The following is a 19,826-nucleotide window of genomic DNA, read 5'->3' as shown; positions in this document are numbered from 1 at the left end:
GACTTCGCGCGGACTCAGTCTGACGCTCCGTGCTTCTTCAGCGCTTCTTGAAGCGCATCGAACCCAATGAGCGCGCACTTTACGCGCACCGGGAACTTGCTGACTCCTTGTAGTACCCGAAGGTCACCCAGCGATTTGTCCTTTGCCGCTTCCGGGTCCCCGTGCATCAATTCTGTGAATCGCCCGACAAGTGCGCCGGCTTCTTCTAGAGAGGCACCCTGCAACTTGATCGTCATCATACTGATGGCGGCTTGAGAGATGGAACATCCTTGGCCGACGAACTTCGCCTCGGCAATGTGATCGCCCTCAATGCGGAGTTGCAGCTTGATCTCGTCTCCGCAGACCGGATTGGCCATGTGGATTTCTACAGTATTCTCCTCCATCTCGGCCTTGTTCCGCGGGTTGCGGTAGTGCTCGAGAATGAGCTGCTGGTACAGAGAAGAGAGCTGCGGAGTTTCCATTACATGCTCGTGGCGGGTGAGGTTTTCAAATCTATGTACGGGGACTTCGTCTTTCCACTTCAGCGTATCTAGTCGATGTGGAGGACCATCTCCACTCGACCGGACTCATCCGAAGATCGCTCGCACGTGTCCGAGTCCTTCGACAAGCCGATCCACTTCGTCTCGTGTGTTATACAGGTAGAACGAAGCGCGCGCGGTGGCCGCGACCCCGAAGTGCTTCATCACGAGCTGAGCACAGTGGTGGCCCGCTCGTACAGCAATACCCTCGGTGTCGAGGATGGTCGAGATGTCATGAGGATGGGCGTCTCCCAATGTGAAGGAGACCACAGCTGAATGCTCGTCGAGGGACTCGGGGCCGTAGATCTTTATGCCCCCGACTGCGCCGACCTGCTCGACAGCGTATTCCATGAGATCGCGCTCATGCGCTGCGATCGCGTCCATCCCGATCGTACCTAGGAAGTCCACAGCCGCACCCATCCCGATCGCTCCAGCGATGTTGGGCGTGCCTGCTTCGAACTTGTGGGGCACCTCGGCCCAGCTGCTCTCATCGCGACCCACGATGTGGATCATTTCGCCGCCACCCTGATAGGGGTGCATTGACTCGAGTAACTCCTTTCGCGCCCAAAGCACACCGATTCCAGTGGGTCCGCACATCTTGTGACCACTGAAGGCGTAGCAGTCCACTCCCAGGTCCTGAACGTCGACCTTGGTGTGGACGGCTCCTTGAGCGCCATCGATCACGACCAGGGCGCCGACCTTCTTCGCTGCCGCCGCGATCTGCTTGATTGGGTTGATGGTCCCGAGCGCGTTCGACACATGCCCTAGCGCGACCACCTTGGTTCGCTCTGTCAGCAGGGTGTCGAGATCGTCGAGAATCAAGCGGCCTTGGTCGTCGATTTCGATGTACTTGATCTTGGCTTTCGTGCGCATCGCCAGGAGCTGCCACGGAACGATGTTGGAGTGGTGTTCCATGACCGAGATCAGGATCTCGTCGCCCTCACTCACGTTTTCGAGCCCCCAAGCTGTAGAGACGAGGTTGATGGCCTCTGTGGTACCGCGTGTCCATACGATCTCGGCCGGCTCCTCCGCGTTGATCCACTTCGCGACTTTTCCGCGAGCCTCTTCGTACGCCACGGTCGCCCGACGGGAGAGCTCATGAATACCGCGATGCACGTTCGCATTGTCGTGCTCGTAGTAGTCACTCAGCGCCTTGAGCACTGCCTTCGGCTTCTGTGACGTTGCCGCGCTGTCTAGGTAGACGAGCGGTTTCCCGTTGACCTTCTGCTCGAGCGCGGGGAATTCGCGGCGAATGCGCGTGTGGTCGAGTGCGGCCATATATGACGTCCTGTGGAGGCTACTCCACGTCAATGAAGATGTCGCCGTCCCGGACTTCTACCGGGAAGGACTTCACAGGCCGGATCGCCGGCAGTGTCTTGTTCTTGCCGCTCGTGCAATCGAAGCGCGCCCCGTGATACGGGCATACGACATCGGTGCCCTCGAGTTCTCCGTCAGAGAGGGGGAGAGCCTCGTGGGAGCACTCGTCACGGAGGGCGTAGATGTCGCCTTCCACGTTCGCGAGGACGACGGGTGTCGCGCCTGCCATCACACCCTTGAGCATTCCGATCGCAACGTCACCGTCTGCGGCGACACGCACCCAGTCAGCCATGGATCAGCCTTGATGCGCGAGCTTGTGCTCGATCACGCGGGATACCTTCTCTACCACGCCACCCAGCGGAAGCTTGGACAGCACCTCACCCAAGAAGCCCAGCACGACTAGGCGCTCTGCCTGAACGAGCGGGAGCCCACGGCTCATGAGGTAGAACTTGGCCTCCGCGTCGAGTTCGCCGATGGTCGCGCCGTGCGAACACTTCACGTCGTCCGCCTCGATTTCGAGGTTCGGGAGCGAGTCCGCGCGTGCGTTGGGCGAAAGCAGGAGGTTCCTGTTCGTCTGGTATGCGTCCGTCCCTTGGGCACCCGGATACACCCGAATGATACCACGGAAAACAGAGTGGCTCGCCCCGTCGAGAGCGCCCTTGTAGAGCAGGTCACTCGAGGTGTTCGGGACGGTGTGGTCCTGGCTGGTATTGAAATCGAAGTGCTGGTCGCCGTCTCCGAAGTAGAGACCCAGCATGTCCGAGTTCGCGCCTGGCCCGAGGAGACGGGCGTTCAGGTCGACGCGCGTCACTGAGGCGCCGAGCGCCACGTTGAGCGTATCGAGCGTCGAGTCCCGGTGCGCGAGCGTGCGCTGCACCGACTGGTAGAACGCGCCCTTTCCGAGACGCTGGACCGCAACGTACTGAACCTGGGCGTTCTGCTTGGCGATGACCTCGACGGCGGTCGAGGTCATCGTCTGAGACTCGAAGTCATCTGAGAGCATCTCGTCCACGTACGAGACCTGGCTCGAGTGCTCGGCCACGATCAGTACACGGCTGAAGTACGCCGTCGCAGGCTCGCTGAACCAGCGCGTTACGCGGATGGGCAGCTCGAGCGCGACACCACGCGGGACGTACAGGAAGATCCCGTCGTTCCAGAGTGCCGCGTTGAGTGCAGCGAACTTTCCTTCCTCGGCGGGGACAGCCTCGGTGGCTAGGTGCTCCTGAATGAGCTCCGGGTGCTTCGCTACGGCATCGTGCAGTGACTCAAGGATCACACCCTTCGCGGCGAGGCCCTCGTCGATGTCCGTGTGGACCACGTGACCATCGATGATGACCATGTGCCCGGAAGCATCACGGTCCTCGTCCATCGCGGCGCGCAGACGCGCAGGCCATGTGGCCTGGTCCGTCATGGACTCCGCTGTGCTGAGCTTCAGCGCGTCGAGGTCGAGTGTCTTCTTGAGGTCTGTGTAGCGCCACTCTTCGAGCTTCGTCGTCGGCATGGGCGTTCGTTCGTAAACGTCCCATGCATGCGAGCGACGCTCTCGCAGCCACTGGGGCTCGCTGATCGCAAGCTTCTCGACGGCCGCTGGGTTAAGGGCTTCGGTTAGGCCTTCCATCAACTCTGTGCTCATCATGATCTGTCGTGGTGTGGGCTCGTGAAATCGGACTCGGGCGTCGTTGGTTTCCGTGCGCCGACCTGCGAAATAGCGATGCTATTCCGCGGTCGTCGTACTCGACCGTCTACCCAGAGCCTCGATTTGACGAGCCCCTGCGGGCGGGCTTCGGAAGTCGTCACCCGACTGACCCTTCCATTTCCAGCTCAATCAATCGATTGAGTTCGACTGCGTATTCGAGAGGCAATTCTTTCGCGATGGGTTCGATAAACCCACGCACGATCATGGCCATCGCTTCGATCTCCGAGATGCCACGGCTCGTCAGGTAGAAGAGCTGCTCTTCACCGATCTTCGAGACCGAAGCCTCATGTCCGACGCTGGCATCGTTCTCTTCGATCTCGATGTACGGATAGGTATCCGTGCGTGAGGTGTCGTTGATGAGCAAAGCGTCGCACTCGACGTTGGAGCGAGCGTGGTGCGCACCCTCGTGGACCTTGCACAGCCCACGGTAGGTGGAGCGACCCGTACCCTTGGAGATGGACTTCGAGACGATGGTCGACGTGGTGTGTGGGGCAACGTGGACAACCTTGCCGCCCGTGTCCTGGTGCTGCCCGTCACCTGAGTACGCGATGGAGAGGATTTCTCCGTGCGCGCCTTCTCCAACCAGATAGCAGGACGGGTACTTCATGGTCAGCTTCGACCCGAGGTTGCCGTCCAGCCACTCCATGTGGCCGTGCTCGTGCACAATCGCTCGCTGCGTGACGAGGTTGTACATGTTGTTCGACCAGTTTTGAATGGTCGTGTAACGGAAGCGCGCGTTCTTCTTGACGATGATCTCGATGACGCCGGAGTGGAACGACTCGGTCGAATACACCGGCGCCGTGCAGCCCTCGATGTAGTGAGCGTGTGCGCCCTCATCTATGATGATTAGCGTACGCTCGAATTGGCCCATGCGCTCCTGGTCCACGCGGAAGTACGCCTGGAGCGGAGTATCGAGGTGGACTCCCTTCGGGACGTACACGAACGAGCCGCCAGACCATACCGCGGAGTTCATGGCGGAAAACTTGTTGTCCCCCGTCGGGATAATCGTGCCGAAGTGCTCCTTGAAGAGCTCGGGATGGTTCTTCAGTCCGTCTTCGATGGAATCGAAGATGACACCCTTATCTGACCACTCTTTTTTGAGCGAGTGATAGACCATCTCGGACTCGTACTGCGCCCCGACACCGGCCAAGATCGCACGTTCGGCCTCAGGAATGCCGAGTTTCTCGAAGGTGTCCTTGATCTTGTCCGGAACGTCGTCCCACGAGCGTTCCATCTGATCCTGCGGGCGCACGTAGAAGTAAATCTCGTCCAGGACGTTCTCTAGGTCCGAGAGGTCGCCGCCCCACTTGGGCATTGGCTTCGACTCGTAGACCTCGAGCGCCTTGAGGCGGAAGTCGAGCATCCACTGCGGCTCGTCTTTGTGCGCGGAGATCTGCCGAACGACTTCTTCGGACAGACCTTTCTCGGCCCGGAAGACAGGCTTGGACTCGGTGACAAAATCGTACTTGTATTCGTCTAGGCCGAGGTCCTGAATGGTTTCATTCTGCGGCATGGAGGGTCTCCTTGGTCCTGCTTAGGCGCCGGCAGGTGCGTCCGCGTCGTTCCACGCGGCGTAACCTTCAGCTTCGAGTTCGAGAGCGATCTCAGGACCACCAGACCGGACGATCCGTCCGTCGACCATGACGTGCACAAAGTCGGGTTTGATGTAGTCGAGGAGGCGCTGGTAGTGCGTGATGAGGAGGATCGACATCTCGGGATCCTCTTCTGCCAACTTATTCACGCCGTTGGCGACGATCTTGAGCGCGTCAATGTCCAGCCCCGAGTCCGTCTCGTCCATTACGGCGAGCTTCGGCTTGAGCATGGCCATCTGAAGGATCTCGTTGCGCTTCTTCTCACCACCGCTGAAGCCGTCATTCACATGGCGCTCCGCGAACGTCACGTCCATCTCGAGCATCTCCATCCGCTCGGTCAGTTCGTCCGCAAAGTCGAAGATGTCGACCTCCTCGCCCTCTGCCGCATGTGCCTGCATGGCCGTGCGGAGGAAGTTCGCGATCGAGACCCCAGGGATCTCCACGGGGTACTGGAACGCGAGGAAGACGCCTGCTCGCGAACGCTCGTCGGCTTCGAGATCGAGGAGGTCCTCGCCACGGAACTCGACGGAGCCTGAAGTGACTTCGTATCCGGGGTGCCCGGCGAGCACCTTGGCGAGCGTGCTCTTGCCGGAGCCATTCGGCCCCATGATGGCGTGGATCTTACCTTTGTGTATGTCGAGATCGACGCCGTTCAGGATGCCGATATCTTCGTCGGCGACCTTGGCTTCGAGGCCGTGGATCTTCAGAATGGGAGAGTCGCTCATACCTGCCTCAGACACGGAAGTGGAATCATTGCAATTCCGCTTATCAAGAATGATTCTTTGTTTCGGAACCCGAAAGCTAGATACGTCAATTAGGGGGGTCAAGTGGACGTTGTAGAGGTTGAAATGTCCCCAAAATCAAGATCTTTCGCCACATTGGCTGAGTTGGGGAAACGGCCCTGGCTGGTGCTTGGCGGAGGTGGTCTCAAGGGGCTCGCCCACGTAGGCGCATGGCGCGCCTTGATAGAGGCAGGGGTGCGGCCGCAGGGAATCGTTGGGACTAGTATTGGGGCTTTGGTGGCTGCTTTAGCCTCCAGCGGGATGCCCTGGGAGGAGATGCGCGAACACGCCCTAGCGGTCACGCGAGACGACATCGTCCGGCTCAATCGCCGCGCTGCTTGGATCAACGGCATAAGGCAGCCCAGCGTTTTCAAGGGCGAGGCTCTGATGGATTTCTTTGAAGAGTTACTTCCCAATGACGGTTGGGACGCGCTCAGCATCCCCGTGCTGATCAACGCGGTGGACCTCCAGGACGGCTCTACTGAGTGGTTCGGGCCCGGGGCTCGGACTGACATCTCACTGCTCGAGGCCGTCTACGCATCTTCCGCACTGCCCGTCTTCTATCCCCCGTTTCAGACGAATGGGCACGCATATGTAGACGGGGGGAGCGCGCATCCTCTCGCGCTCCAGCGCGCTGAGGACGAAGGAGCGGCGGGCATCATCGGCATCGATCCCGGTGCGGGTGAGACGGGTGATGTGGACAAGGTGCTCTCTCAGGGCATGATTGCTGTCCATCAACGGATCTTTGCGATCATGACATGGCGTCGCCGGCGTGACCTGCTCGCTCAGTGGGACGGTCCACCCGTGATGTATGTGCGGCCTGAGTTGGAGGGATACGCGACCTTCGACTTCGATCATGTCGAGTATTTCTTGGACGAGGGGTATCGTGCTATGAAGGTTGCGTTGGAAGGGACTATCTGACTTCGCTCATCGTAGTCACGCTCGTGGCAGGAATCATCCAGGGCCTCGCCGGATTCGGATTCTCCCTATTCGCAGCGTCTGCGTTCTTGCTTCTCATCGGGTCAGGAGAGGCTGTTCAACTCCTGATCGTCATTAACCTGGCGATCTCTTTGGCCCTCATCGGTCCTCTGTGGAAGGACGCAGACCGTACCGTCCTGAAACGCTTCGTGGGGGGTGCGCTAATTGGGCTCCCGAGCGGATTGGTCCTCTTTAAGGTCGCTGCCGTTGAGCAACTCGAATTGATGGTCGGGGTCGTGATTCTTCTCTTTGTGGGAGCATCGGTAATGCGGTCCGCAGTGGACTCCGGTTCGGAAAGCACGCCAGGGGTCGCGGGTGGGCTGGCGACAGGTGTGTTAGCCGGCGCGATGACAACCTCCTTGGGCATGCCCGGTCCTCCTGCAGTCGTCTACCTGTTGGCTGTAGGACTCTCTAAAGACGCCACCCGCGCGACCACGCTCACCTTCTTCGTGTTCGCGTACGCCGCATCATTGATCCTACAGTTGGTGATGGTCGGTGTGGACAGAGACGTATGGCTCAACGCGGCGGTGTTGGTACCGGTCGCGATGCTTGCTTCCGCTATCGGTCACCGCTTGTCGAGCAGGGTCAGTGAGAAGGTCTTTAGGGTCGGGGTGCTCCTCTTGCTCGCGGGAACCGGCATCTTCGCACTCGCACAGGCACTAACATGACGGTCACAGAGACGCTTGCAGCGTTCCCGCGGACTGCATTGACTCACCGGCCGACCCCAGTCGAGTTCATGCCCAATCTTTCCGCTGCGGTGGGCGGAGTCGATTTGTATGTGAAAAGGGACGATTGCACAGGTCTCGCGATGGGTGGCAACAAGGCGCGGCAGCTCGAGTTCTACTTGGGTGAGGCGTTGGAGCAGGGGGCTTCCGCTGTCCTCATTACCGGCGCTGTGCAGTCCAATTATGTGCGTAGCACGGCAGCAGTGGCTGCGAAGCTAGGACTGCGTTGTATCGTGCAACTCGAGCAGCGCGTGCCGGATATGTCGGAGCTATACCACCGGTCCGGCAACGTTCTCCTCGATCATGTACTCGGCGCTGAAGTTCGGACCTTCCGTGAGGGAGAGAACGAGGCGGGCGCCGATGCCGAACTGGAACGTATGGCCGCGGAGCTTGCTGCAGCCGGGGAGCGACCCTACGTCATCCATTTGTCCGGGGGGCACCCTCCACTTGGTGCTCTTGGCTACGTGGACGCGGCTACTGAAATCGTGGGGGCCGACACGATTGCCAAGATCGAGGAACTCCGAGGCGTCTACGGATTGGATCTCACCGCCGAGGACGGTCACGCCGCCGACGAGGGGTGAACATGGGCGAGATCGATCTCCATCGTGGTGGCCCCGATATCCTTCGTGGAGCGCGGTCCGAGACGCCCCTCCTTTTGTTGCGTCAGGCCATGTCAGGGGGTCGTACCGGAACATGGCCGGCCGATCTCCCGTCGCGCGTTGGTAGCTTGCCGCCATCCCAGTGCCCGCGACGTTGTCCGGATACGGATGTACAATCACCTCTTGCTCAGGAATGGTCGCAAAGGCCCAGGGCATCGACAGTCGCGCCTCGGCAACCGCTTCGTCGAAGAGACTGCGCATCTCTTGGGCACTGGCGAAGTGATTTGCCGGATCGTCTATCGTCTGAGAGATGATCGCTTCGAAGTCACTCGTCCCGTATTCGGCTGAGCCGAGTTGGACGACATCGGCCAGGCGCTTCGGGCGGATGGCTCAGCGGTGTTTCGCTCGCGCTCCTCGGGACGGCCCTCATTGCGCGATCATTCCCGCGGCCCGAGCGGCGTGCGTCGATCCCACAGAGGCTCTAAGCCAGGAGTAGCACGCAAGGCGCTTGCAATAAACGTTGATTTCGACGTACAACTCTCAATCTAAGAAGCCTCTAGATTGAGAGTTGTTCGTTATGAACCGTACTTCCCTGACGCTCGTCGCCCTGCTGTTCACTGTTACGTCCGCCGAAGCGCAAACCGCGACGGCGCTTGTCGCGACTCCGGACCGGATCGAGCTGCGTGTGGGCGAGTCCGCTCAGGTGTCGGTTGCAGCAATGGATGCGAGCGGGGCGATGGTAGCGGCTGATTTCCGTTGGAGCGGCGAACGCAACGCGATCAATTACTCGGATGGAGTCGTGACGGGTGTCCGAGCGGGCGAATACGAGCTCAACGTCTCCACCATAGTCGCGCCAGGTCGGGAGCCGTTGACGCTAACGATACCGGTCGTTGTTCAGTGGCCTGAGATCGATCGTGTCGCCATCGAGACAGATGGTGGTCGGCTCTACGCGGGCACGCGAGTAGCCCATCGCGCGGTCGGGTACCACGCCGACGGCTCCGTTCGTCCATATCCGGACGTCCGGTGGCAAAGTGAGAACGAGGGAACGGCTTCCGTCGATGTGTTCGGCAACGTGCGAGCCGTGCGCCCAGGCACCGTCGCGATTCGTGCTTCCATCGAGGGCGTCGAGGGACAAATGTCCCACGAAGTGACGGCCTCCCCAGTCACGTCACTGGAGTTGCGGGGAGGGTCACAACAGGTGCGCACGGGAGACGTGCAGACGTTCATAGCTACTGCCCGTGACGGCGATGGTGGGGCAGTCACAGACGCCCCCATCTCGTGGACCTACATCTACCAGCCAGATGATTCGATCGTAGCGCCTGCCGGGCCTGCGCAGATCATGGACGGGCGCATGGTTGCCGACGTGCCTGGCGTGTACACGGCGGTGGCTTCCAGCGGACGCGCTTCTGCCGAGTATTCGTTTCGGGTCGTTCCAAGGAACGCGGTCAGGAAGCTCGAGGTGATTGGGCAGGGTAGTGAAGATCGGATCTTCACCACCGACTTCTGGATCTGGGAGGGTGTGGACGGTCGCGACTACGCGCTGACTGGCTCCAAGTCCGGCAATGGGATTTCGATGGTCTGGGACGTCACTGACCCCACCAACATCTTCAAAACGGACTCGGTGCCCGCTGACGCGCGCACGTCGAATGACGTGAAGGTCTCTCCCGACGGCCGCTGGGGGGCCATCTCGCGTGAGGGTGCGTCGAACCGGAGAAACGGGGTGATCCTCCTCGATTTGGCGGATCCTGCCCACCCGAAGATCGCCTCTACCTACGAAGGCAATGGGATGACCGGTGGAACGCACAACATGTTCGCCACCAACACGCATCTGTTCGCCCTCGCCGCCGGCGACAAGTTCGTGATCATCGACGTCACCGACGTCTACAATCCCCGCTATGTCAGTGAGTACAACCATCCTGGCTCTCGGGTCCACGACGTGTGGGTGCACGACGGACTGGCCTATTCGGCTGAGTGGAGCACGGGTGTTGTCGTCGTCGATGTGGGTAATGGGAAGTATGGGGGCTCCCTCGAAAGCCCGAAGCTGGTAACGACCTTCCCGACCACGACCGGATCGACGCACGCGATTTTCCCCTACTACCAGGAGTCGAGCGACCGCTTTCTCCTTGTGGTTGGTGACGAGCGTGTGCAACGGAGTGGTCTGGCTTGGGAGGGTGCCGGACCCGACCACCGTGTGCAGTACGATCCGGAGACTGGGAAGGGCGGGTACCCGCGCGCGACTTCGGGATACGTTCAGATCTTCGACTTCACAGACCCGATGAATCCGGTCCAGCTGGCGCGCTACGAGGCTAGCGAGTACGGCACGCACAACATCTGGGTGGAGGACGACATCCTCTATCAGGCGTACTATGAGGGTGGCGTCCGGATGGTCGACATATCTGGAGACCTCATGGGAAACCTGTACACGCAGGGCCGTGAGATGGCGGTTTTCAAAGCGCACGACCCGGTCGGGTACATCCCGAATTCACCCGGCGCGTGGAGTGTGATGCCGTGGAAGGGCAACATCTTCTTCAGCGACATCAACTCCGGGATGTGGGCCGTAAAGATGCAGCCTGTACAGCGACCGATCTCGTGACCGGCGGGCGGCGTGCACTCCTTCCGGCCTAAGTCCGGCGTGCGAGGAACCGCCACGAAATGCGTCCTATACACTAGACGTAGATTGCCTGTCCACTCGATCGACCCTGACCGAGGTTCCCGTATGACCCTCCTCCGCTCATTCCTGACGGTGATGATGCTTCTACTGGTCGGCGCATGTTCCGATCAGGCGCCCGTTTCAGGCCCTGGCACGATGACCGTGACTCTCAAGTCTCCCAATGGCAGCGAGGGGGCCGCGTTGGTCGCGATTCTCGGCGACGACGTCGGGTCTGTGAGTGCGTCCGGTGCCACCGAGGTATGGAGCCAGGAAGGAAATAGCATCACACAGATTGTCCTTATCGATCAGGACGGCGGTGACCTCAGCTTCCGCTTGGCCGTTTCCGACACGACGAATCCACCGGGGTGGGTGATCCATGAGGTGGCGGGGCCGGACAATCAGCTTCGCGGGACCACGGACTATGAGCTGGAGTTTCGTCGATGAAGTGGGGGATCGGTTTCCTCGGCGCGCTGTTAGCGGTGCTCAGCCTGGGAACTCAGGTGAGCGCTCAAGACATCGAATCGGCGGCGCGCCTGCGGGGGCTGTCGTTACCTGATGCCTACTACCAACGCGTACAGGCTGACCCCACGGCGTACCAACTCCCGAATGGACTCTTCCGGACCGAGTCCGGAGGGCAACGGGTCGCCAGCCGAGGGGAAGGCACAGCGAAGCTCGCGATCATCTTGGCTCTCTTCTCGGACTCAGAGGAGCCTCACATCTCTCGGGATGACATCCAGGCGTCGCTGTTCGATGGTCCAACTCCGTACGGGACGATCACCGAGGCGTACCATGAAATGTCAGGCGGGGCGCTGACCGTGACGGGTGAGGTGTTCCCCTGGGTCCGCACGTCGAACACCATGGACTCCATCGTCGGGACTGGAAACGGGCTGGGAGGAGATGCGGACCTGGGGAGTTACTTGGTCGAGGCGCTGACGCTCACGGACCCGAACGTGGACTTCGGCGAATACGACAGTGACGGCCCGGACGGGATCCCGAACAGCGGGGACGACGACGGGATTGTTGATGCCGTCACCTTCGAGTTCCTCGAGATTGCGGGCTCGTGCGGAGGTCCGTCGATCTGGCCCCACCGTTGGAGTATCAACGGAGCGACGGGTCAGGGTGGCCCCTATGTCACTGACGACCCAGGTGCGAACGGCAGCCTGATCGAGATCAATGGATACATCACGCAGAGTGTCGCGGACTGCACAGGGGAGAGTGTTCAGTCCGCCAACGTGATCTCGCACGAGTACGGCCATGTTCTCGGGCTTCCCGACTACTACCACCCCACGGGGGATGGGGCATTGGGGCGGCGATGGGTTCTAGGGTGTTGGTCGCTGATGGCCGCTGGCTCATGGGGATGTGGCCCGGTCGCAGATCGTGCCGAGCCTTTCGGGCCCACGCACATGACAGCGCGGTCTAAGAGCGTCCTGGGGTGGATCGACTGGGTCGATCCCGGAGAGGTGTGGAACCAGGAGATCTTTCTCGACCCGATCCTGACCTCTCGTGAGGCGCTGAGGATTCCGCTTGGAGCAGGGGATACAGAATTCTTGATCGCGGAGTATCGCGTTCAAGAGGGCTTTGATGCTGAGATCCCGGCCGAAGGGGTGCTCCTCATAAAGCAGGACATAGAGGCGTCGTTCCGCCCCGATCCTACGACGAATGACCCCTACAACCTCACGATGCTCGAGCAGGACGGGAATCGTGGGTTGACCCGGAACAGCCTGGAGGGTGGGAACCGCGGAGAGGCCGGCGATGCGTGGGGTGTGAACGGAGTAAGTAGGAAACTGCATGCTGCTACTGCGCCTCAGCTACTGTTGAGTGATGGGAGGACCACGTCGGTGACGATTCACGAGATCTCAGTGGAGAACGGTCGTGCACGGATCGTTCTCTCCACCGGGGAAACCCCTCTGATCGTCACGCCAGAAGCACCGCTCGAGGTGGAGGCGGTCAAGTCGTTCCTCCGGTTCATCCGTATCGCCGGGGGAAGGCAGCCCTATACGGTCACGGGGAACGCCCCGTCGACGATGACGCTGTCTGCGAACGGTGACGAGGTGTTCGTTGGAGGTTTCGTGACTGAAGCGGGCCCTCATGACCTGACCATCCGCGTGCAGGACGCCGGGGGTCTCATCTCGCAGGATATTTCGGTACAGCTGAACACAACGCCGTGGAATCCTGTGTTCGAGCAGATCATGCAGCCCTTCCTGCTCACTGATGTCGATCAGCTTTCCCCTGGTGAGAAGCACTACATCGATCAGCTGGGGAACGACAATGGTCGCTACGACGTGGGTGACCTGCGGAAGTGGATCCGGGAGAACGGCACAGGCGGTTCCTGAGTCAAGCCGCACCAAAAAGACCCCCGCCCAGCCGTAGCCAGACGGGGGCCGCATCGGACCCACATGGTGAGGTGCGTGTCATTTATATGAATCCGATGTTGGTTGTGTCTGCGGCCACGCTGCCGGAGCCCGCTCCGCCGCCTCGACGGCGCTGCATGCGTACTGCACCCCCAGGAGCTCGACCCGAGCGCTGATCCCGAACACCCTGGCCGCGATGCGCTCCGGCACCCTGGCCCCCGGGACCGCGCCGCCCCTGCATCGCCGGGTGCTGGCGATTCTGACCCCTCATGCCCTGCTGGCCACGAACGCCGCGTTGGCGTGACATGCCTTGGCCTTGCCCGCCGCGGCGCATGCCTGCGGCGACACCCGCTCGGAAGGCGCGACCGCGCTGGCTAGCCTGCTCAAGGGTTTCGCGTTGTGCGTCGGTCAGGAGCGATTCGATCTGAGTCCGGTGGGCCTCTGCGACTCCCTTGGTTTCGTCTCTGCGCCCCTCCATGGCGGCCATGAAATCGCTTCTTTCTATTTGGCCCGCAGCGAGCTGAGATTGCAGTTCGGATATCTGAGCCATGGCGGCGGTCCGGCGCGCCACGCTCGTAGAGCGGAGCGCGTCGAGCTGCGCCAGTTGATTGTCTGTGAGTTCGAGACGCTCGCGCATTTGCATGATCCTCTCCACACCCCCGCGTTGCCCTCTATCCGCACCCATTTGTGCGCCTCGTCGTCCCTGTTGGGCTGTGAGGTCAGCTGCTCCGGTTGCCATCACCGTTGCCAGAACCAGAAGCCCTCCCACCGTCTTTTTCATTGTTCTCATCCCGTTAGCGCACCTCTGGCGAGGTCACCTCCGGCCTCGCTCTGAACATTGGAGGAGGGGAAGGGCGGGTTCGTTAAATCGACTCTGGGGACGAGCTAGGACGCGGCGGCGGCCTGTGTCGGTGATGCCTTCACGACACAACGCCTCGAGAGAAAGGAAACCGCCGACTGTATCGAGGAACGGTATGGCTGATCGCGCTCTGCCTCGCGCCACGGGACGGCGTGCTAGACTTCAGCCAAGACTTCGATAAGAGCGTCACCCACCGTTTTGAGGTCGGTTTCACTGATCACGAGCGGCGGCAGCAACCGCACGACGTTCTTCCCCGCTGTGAGCGCCAGGATCCCACGCTCTTGAAGCGCAGCCAGGCATGGACGCGCGGTCGTTCGCACCTGAATGCCGATCATCAGACCGATCTGGCGAACCTCCCGCAGCCCTGCTGGGGCAGTCTCGCGCAGGCGGGCAGCAAGTGCATCTCCGTTGCGTGCGGCGCTGGCTATGATCTGCCCGTCGCTCAGGGCTTCGAGCGTCGCGATCCCGGCGGCGCAAGCGAGCGGGTTGCCGCCGAACGTGGAGCCGTGCGCTCCCGGGTATCAACCTGGCGGAGTTGGCCTCGACGACTCGTGAGTTCCACATCTACATTGAGGAAAAGGATGTGATGCTCGCGCTCGACTCGTTATACGGTGCCTTCGGGAGCAGGAGAGGAAACCCAACCGAAGTCTAGCGTCAGATTGCGACGTTCACCCCGTTCCGGCCGCTGGGTGCTCCGCCGTGACCGACGCCGAGACCGCCCGAGCCACGCCGATGCCGTCCATGGCCGCGCTCATGATGCCCCCCGCATATCCGGCCCCCTCTCCGCAGGGGTAGAGTCCATCGAGGTCGGGGCTGGTGAGGCTCTCGCGATCTCGGGGTACGCGCACAGGTGAGCTCGTTCGCGACTCGACGCCGACGAGTACGGCCTCCTCGCTCGCATAGCCCCGCATCCGCTTTTCGAAGACTTTCAGCGCGCGGCGCATACGGTCCGCCAGTCCCAGCCCGACCAAGTCCAGTACGTCTCCGACGTTGGCGGCCTCTAGCCCGGGTTGGTAGCTCGTGTTCGGGACGGTGGTGGAACCCCGTCCTGCCAAGAAGTCGGTGGCTCGGGTGGCCGGCGCGCGCAGGCCGCCGCCGCCCGCCTCCCACGCCGTCTCTTCAATGCGTCGCTGAAGTTCGACGCCCGCCAACGGTCCCTTGAAGCCAGCCCTCAGTGTATCCGCAACCTCGATGCCGACCACCAATCCAGAATTCGCAAAGGGCGAGTCGCGCCGGGAGAGGCTCATGCCGTTGAGCACCAACTCGCCAGGGCTCGTCGAGGCCGGAACGAGGAACCCGCCGGGGCACATGCAGAAGCTGAACACGCCGCGTCCCGATTCCGTGAACGCCAGCTTGTAGGCTGCGTTGGGTAACTTTGGATGATCCGCGTGGCGGCCGTACTGAATGCGATTGATGTAGGGTTGAGGGTGTTCGATGCGCACACCCAACGCGAACGCCTTCGGTTCCAGTGAAACTCCGGCGTCGAGAAGCATACGGTGGACGTCCCGGGCCGAATGTCCGGTGGCGAGCACAACGGCGTCGGCGCCCAGTTCTTCCCCAGATTCGATCCGCACTCCGCACGCCAGGCGACGTGCCCCCTGCTCCCGCGTCAGCAAGCCCACCACGCGTGTGCCGAAGCGAAAGGTCACACCGTGACGCTCTAGGTGCTCTCGGATCGAGGTCACGACCTTGGGCAGCTTGTTGCTGCCGATGTGGGGGCGTGCATCTGTCAGGATCGACTCGGGCGCCCCGTGCAGCGCCAGTACTTCGAGCACGTCACGACAGTCGCCGCGTTTGTGGGACCGCGTGTAGAGCTTGCCGTCGCTGTACGTCCCTGCACCGCCCTCGCCAAAGCAATAGTTGCTGTCCTGGTCCACGACCCCGAGCTGGTTCAATCCCCTCAGGTCCCGGCGGCGGGGCTGAACTGTTTTGCCTCGGTCCAGCACCGTACAGCCGATGCCGCGACGCGCGAGTTCGTAGGCACAGAACAAGCCCGCGGGCCCGTCTCCGACGACGATCACCCGGCCCAGGCGGTCCACGTCGACGGGATGGGGGGCGCCCATCTCCCGCGGCGCCGGGTCCCGCTCCAGCAAGAGTCGGAACACGACTTTGCCGTGTCGTGCGTCGATCGATCGCTTGCGGAGGGCGAGTCGGGGAACGTCGTCCAGCTCGCAGCCGAGCCGTCGTGCCGCCTTCCGGCGTATGGCCTCGTCGTCGTCCGCCTCGTCGAGCCCCAGCTCGATCTCGATCTCTGACGGCAATGTGGTCATGGCGGAAGGACGTGGAGATTTGGGGTTCATTCGTTCGGGCACTTCTGCGGGGCCTCAAGCTACGTGTAGTCATCATCCGTGACATAGGGAACGCCAGGACGCCTAGAGAGGCGGATCAAGCGTCGTCGAGGGAAGATTCCCCACACGACCAGGGATGCCTTCAGGCCGCGGGTCCCGTGCGCATCAGCGACGCCTTCATGACGCGGCACCAGTCTGCCAGGGAGACCTTCAGATAGCGCGCTTCCTCAGCCGAAGAACGGCTGATCGGGCCCTCTGTGCCAGGTGCGACGAGCGCGTGGATAAACGTGGGTCCAGCCGCGGCGAGAATCGCAGGAAGTTGCACAGCATATTCGCGAGCATCGGCGAACGTGTGGACGTTTGTCCAGCCGGAGGCCCGAGCCATAGCGGCGTGATCGATAATCGCAGAGGCTGCGACTGGCTGATTTCCCGTGATCTCATATGTGCCGTTGTCGACGACGACGAGAACGAAATTGGTCGCTTGAGCTCCTACAGCCGTGGCGAGCGTGCCGAGTGTCATGAGCATGCTGCCGTCACCGTTCAGGCAGATCACCTGTCGGTCGGGTCTGGCCAACGCGACACCGAGGGCGAGGTCTGCCGCGTGACCCATCGCGCTATCCGCCGAAGCGAAATCGAGGTCATGATCAGACACACGCCCCCATGGGCGGGTCACACTCATGGTCGTGACCACGACCTCGTTGGTCCTGTGTTCGGCCAGCGGACCCAAGAGCTGAGCTCGTGTGAGCATCAGTTAAGCGGGCAGGCGATGATCGCCGCCGTTGGTCGTTCTTCGGTCCTAGCGGACTCTATGGCTCTAAGAATCGTGGCAGCCGCATACTCTTCCTCTTCACAGCGCTCGAACGGGATGCCCCACGCGTCTAGCGTCGGTTCCGTAAGTGGAGCGGTTGTGTCGACGTCGGGCCTCGTGAGAAAAGCCCGAGTCCGTGGTTCATCGGGAGTGATGCCGGCCTTCGCCATTTTTGCGTAGCCCCGGCCCGTGATCAGCATCGGTACCGCGGCCCCCATTCGGGAAGCTGTGCCCCGCAGGCTGTCGCCGGATTCCAGCAGCCCCGTGTTTTGAATCACGATGAGCGGCGCGGCGCCTCCGAGCCAGAGCCCTGCGGCCACTGCGATCGCCTCACCTTCTCTCGTCGCCGTTACCAATGTGATCGAGGGATGATCCCCCAATGCATCGAAAAGCGGTGCCGAAGTGTTGTCTGGAATGCCGACGACATGTGTGATGCGTGCGGCAGCTAAGGCGCGGAGGGTCTCAGTCGGACAGGACAGGGTCAGCCCCCATTTCTTCGTGCTGTGAAGAAGCCAGCGATGAAGATGGCCGCGATCATGGCTCCGGCGCCAAGCGCGAGTTGAGGCTGGGTGCCGACCAAGATCGCCAGGATCGCGAGATACAACGCGACCGTGACGGCCGGCAGCCACGGATGTCCTGGCATGTTGAAGGGCCTTTCTAGGTCCGGCTTAGACCAGCGCAGCTTGAAATACCCCATCAGCACCATGGTATCCACGGTGATGGCGACGGTCATCATGAACCGAATGAGCAACTCGAGCTGTCCGGATAGGGCCATCAGACCGATCCAGGCCGAGATGAAGTAGAGCGCTTTGCGCGGCGTGCCCCGGGCATCGACCTCGGCGAACGCCTTTGGAGCCAATCCGTGCTGGGCCAGTCCGTACGCGACTCGAGGCAGCCCGAGGAAGTTCACATTCAGACTACTGATGAGGATGAGCAGGCTCGCGACGACCACGACAGTGCCTGCGGCGCTCCCGAAGACGGCGGTGATCGCGTCTTGAGCGACGAGCTCGGAACCGGCCATCTCAGCCGGAGTGAGCGCGGCCAGGAATGCGGTGTTCAGGAGCAGGTAGAGGACCATCACGGCGAGAGACCCACCGACGAGGATCTTCGGGAGAGCAGTCCCTGGGTCTTCCACCTCTTCAGCCATCTTCGCCGCGTCTTCCCAGCCGTAGTAGGCGAAGGAGATGGACTGATAGGCGAGGGCGAAGCCAAGCAGGCCGGCGGTGGGGCCCGACGCAGACGTGACCGAGGGCTGGAAACCCGCGAACTCACCCGCAGCGAGGCCGGCGGCAGCGATCCCGAAGACGATCAGGACCTTGATGGCCGTAGTGATGTTTTGGAACTGAGTACTTGCCTTGAGGCCGCGCGTATGCAGGAAGAAGAAGGCCACACAGACCGCGAGGGCGTACAAAGAGATGGAGCCTCGTCCGCCGGTAAGGATGCGGATGTACTCCCCGATGGCGACCGCCTTGGCCGCGCCCGAGAAGCCTCGCGAGACCAGAAGTTCAGCCCACCCAGCGACAAAACCCATCGTGGGGCCCCAAGCGTGCCGAGCGTAGACGTACTTGCCCCCCGCCTCGGGGAGTGCCGCAGCCATCTCCGCGAGTACCAGCGTGGAGAGGGCAACGACCACCCCGCCGAAAAACCACATCCCCAAGATGTGCCAAGGATTGTCGAGATACCCTGCGATCAGGCCAGGCGTGCGGAGAATACCGGCACCGATCACGATCCCGACCGTCACTGCCATGCCGTCTCGGACGCGTAGCACGCGCTTGAGCTGGTAGGTCGACGAGCCTTCGGTCACTGTAGCCTCACTCACAAATGTGGCGGTGGATCACCCGGAGTCGATCAACCTTCGACGCGCAACGAATCCGGTCAAACCAGCCACGAGATCAGCGAGTGACGATCGTCGCTCGAATCAGCCGGTCTAGCTCGGGGAAGTTCGCGTCCAGGTGGGCGTTTCCTTCGGAGACGAGGCGGCTCTGGTCGCCGTTGCGGACGCCGCCGCCGGACCCTTCACCGTATCCGGAGTAGATCGAGTCGACCACGGTCCCCATGCCTCGCGTGACTCGACCGAAGGGCGCGAAGCTGCCAGCGTCGAGGCGCGAGTTGTCGACCATGTTGATGTAGATCTGAGTGGCTCGCGTGCGGGGTTCCGTGAAGGCGTAGGCGATCGTGCCCCTCACGTTGCTGGCCACCACCGTGTCGTCGGGCATGCCGCGTTCGTACCACACCGCGTCGACCTCCGGATCGCCTGAGACTCCCCACTGGGTGATGAAGTCCGGGACCACTCGATGGAACCGGACGTCATCGTAGTACCCGTGCCGGATCAGGTTGTAGAAGCGGTCCGCGCCGACGGGCGCCCATTCACGGATGACTTCGATGACGAAGGGGCCGCGCGTGGTTTCGAGGTGGGCTTCGAAGGTGTCGGGGGCCGGTTCGGACCAGGCGGGGTGGGTGGGGTCGAGGAGGACGGCGCGGTGGTCGGGGGCAGATGCGGGCGGAATCTGGTCGGTATTCGGTGGATCGATGGCGTCCCCACCATCCCCGTTACAGGCCGCGATGATCAATACGGCAGCCAGGGCTAGCGGAGCTTTAATCCTGTCGAACCATGAGAATCGGCAGCTCTCAGTGTCGTTTTGGCGGAGGATCGGGTCTGTCAT

The 19,826-nt window shown here is 61.8% G+C and carries 18 protein-coding genes and 1 pseudogene; 6 read left to right on the top strand and 13 right to left on the bottom strand.

Annotated elements, in window-relative coordinates; all coding sequences use genetic code 11:
- Positions 1–14: 14 nt before the first annotated feature.
- From P8L30_06215 to sufC, 6 genes are all read right to left on the bottom strand, one after another.
- Complete coding sequence (locus P8L30_06215) at positions 15–461, bottom strand: SUF system NifU family Fe-S cluster assembly protein (protein ID MDG2239777.1); 447 nt, start codon at positions 459–461, stop codon at positions 15–17.
- Positions 462–566: 105 nt separating this feature from the next.
- Positions 567–1,796 (bottom strand): cysteine desulfurase, encoded by a 1,230-nt coding sequence (locus P8L30_06210; GenBank protein MDG2239776.1) that lies wholly within the window; start codon positions 1,794–1,796, stop codon positions 567–569.
- 19 nt (positions 1,797–1,815) lie between these two features.
- The gene (locus tag P8L30_06205) at positions 1,816–2,127 is read right to left on the bottom strand and encodes a non-heme iron oxygenase ferredoxin subunit (protein MDG2239775.1); all 312 of its coding nucleotides are present in this window, start codon (positions 2,125–2,127) and stop codon (positions 1,816–1,818) included.
- Between the two features lie 3 nt (positions 2,128–2,130).
- Positions 2,131–3,471, bottom strand: a complete 1,341-nt coding sequence (gene sufD / locus P8L30_06200) for a Fe-S cluster assembly protein SufD (protein MDG2239774.1) — start codon at positions 3,469–3,471, stop codon at positions 2,131–2,133.
- 157 nt (positions 3,472–3,628) lie between these two features.
- Positions 3,629–5,044 carry a Fe-S cluster assembly protein SufB gene (gene sufB / locus P8L30_06195; GenBank protein ID MDG2239773.1) on the bottom strand — a complete coding sequence of 472 codons (1,416 nt, stop codon included), beginning with the start codon at positions 5,042–5,044 and terminating at the stop codon, positions 3,629–3,631.
- 21 nt (positions 5,045–5,065) lie between these two features.
- Positions 5,066–5,848, bottom strand: a complete 783-nt coding sequence (gene sufC / locus P8L30_06190) for a Fe-S cluster assembly ATPase SufC (protein MDG2239772.1) — start codon at positions 5,846–5,848, stop codon at positions 5,066–5,068.
- A 123-nt stretch (positions 5,849–5,971) separates the two neighbouring features.
- Here sufC and P8L30_06185 point away from each other — a divergent pair, with 123 nt between their 5' ends.
- From P8L30_06185 to P8L30_06160, 6 genes are all read left to right on the top strand, one after another.
- Positions 5,972–6,826 (top strand): patatin-like phospholipase family protein, encoded by an 855-nt coding sequence (locus tag P8L30_06185; protein ID MDG2239771.1) that lies wholly within the window; start codon positions 5,972–5,974, stop codon positions 6,824–6,826.
- Between the two features lie 8 nt (positions 6,827–6,834).
- A complete protein-coding gene (locus tag P8L30_06180; protein ID MDG2239770.1) occupies positions 6,835–7,551 on the top strand; it encodes a sulfite exporter TauE/SafE family protein in 717 nt (238 codons plus the stop codon).
- On the top strand, positions 7,548–8,189 hold the full coding sequence (locus P8L30_06175) for a pyridoxal-phosphate dependent enzyme (GenBank protein ID MDG2239769.1): 642 nt from the start codon (positions 7,548–7,550) through the stop codon (positions 8,187–8,189). Before P8L30_06180 ends, P8L30_06175 begins: the two co-directional genes overlap by 4 nt.
- A gap of 595 nt (positions 8,190–8,784) precedes the next feature.
- Positions 8,785–10,800, top strand: a complete 2,016-nt coding sequence (locus tag P8L30_06170) for a hypothetical protein (GenBank protein ID MDG2239768.1) — start codon at positions 8,785–8,787, stop codon at positions 10,798–10,800.
- A gap of 123 nt (positions 10,801–10,923) precedes the next feature.
- Positions 10,924–11,301 (top strand): hypothetical protein, encoded by a 378-nt coding sequence (locus P8L30_06165; GenBank protein ID MDG2239767.1) that lies wholly within the window; start codon positions 10,924–10,926, stop codon positions 11,299–11,301.
- On the top strand, positions 11,298–13,190 hold the full coding sequence (locus tag P8L30_06160; GenBank protein ID MDG2239766.1) for a M6 family metalloprotease domain-containing protein: 1,893 nt from the start codon (positions 11,298–11,300) through the stop codon (positions 13,188–13,190). Before P8L30_06165 ends, P8L30_06160 begins: the two co-directional genes overlap by 4 nt.
- Positions 13,191–13,272: 82 nt before the next feature.
- Here the strand turns inward: P8L30_06160 and P8L30_06155 are convergent, their stop codons facing one another.
- The 7 genes and pseudogenes from P8L30_06155 to P8L30_06125 all read right to left on the bottom strand — a co-directional run bounded on the left by P8L30_06155 (position 13,273) and on the right by P8L30_06125 (position 19,826).
- The gene (locus P8L30_06155) at positions 13,273–13,989 is read right to left on the bottom strand and encodes a Spy/CpxP family protein refolding chaperone (protein ID MDG2239765.1); all 717 of its coding nucleotides are present in this window, start codon (positions 13,987–13,989) and stop codon (positions 13,273–13,275) included.
- A gap of 233 nt (positions 13,990–14,222) precedes the next feature.
- Positions 14,223–14,573 (bottom strand): annotated as a pseudogene (locus P8L30_06150) (aminotransferase class III-fold pyridoxal phosphate-dependent enzyme).
- A 162-nt stretch (positions 14,574–14,735) separates the two neighbouring features.
- Positions 14,736–16,337 carry an NAD(P)/FAD-dependent oxidoreductase gene (locus P8L30_06145; GenBank protein MDG2239764.1) on the bottom strand — a complete coding sequence of 534 codons (1,602 nt, stop codon included), beginning with the start codon at positions 16,335–16,337 and terminating at the stop codon, positions 14,736–14,738.
- Positions 16,338–16,497: 160 nt separating this feature from the next.
- On the bottom strand, positions 16,498–17,103 hold the full coding sequence (locus P8L30_06140; protein MDG2239763.1) for a thiamine pyrophosphate-dependent enzyme: 606 nt from the start codon (positions 17,101–17,103) through the stop codon (positions 16,498–16,500).
- Entirely contained in the window at positions 17,103–17,642 is a 540-nt protein-coding gene (locus P8L30_06135; GenBank protein ID MDG2239762.1) for a thiamine pyrophosphate-binding protein, read from the bottom strand. The genes P8L30_06140 and P8L30_06135 overlap by 1 nt, the downstream gene beginning before the upstream one ends.
- A gap of 2 nt (positions 17,643–17,644) precedes the next feature.
- A complete protein-coding gene (locus tag P8L30_06130; GenBank protein MDG2239761.1) occupies positions 17,645–18,967 on the bottom strand; it encodes an APC family permease in 1,323 nt (440 codons plus the stop codon).
- 88 nt (positions 18,968–19,055) lie between these two features.
- The gene (locus tag P8L30_06125; protein MDG2239760.1) at positions 19,056–19,826 is read right to left on the bottom strand and encodes a peptidylprolyl isomerase; all 771 of its coding nucleotides are present in this window, start codon (positions 19,824–19,826) and stop codon (positions 19,056–19,058) included.

The organism is Longimicrobiales bacterium (assembly GCA_029245345.1).
Lineage (GTDB): Bacteria > Gemmatimonadota > Gemmatimonadetes > Longimicrobiales > Gaopeijiaceae > CALFPJ01.
The sequence above is the reverse complement of the archived record's forward strand: the minus strand, read 5'-3'. Positions and strand labels throughout refer to the sequence as shown.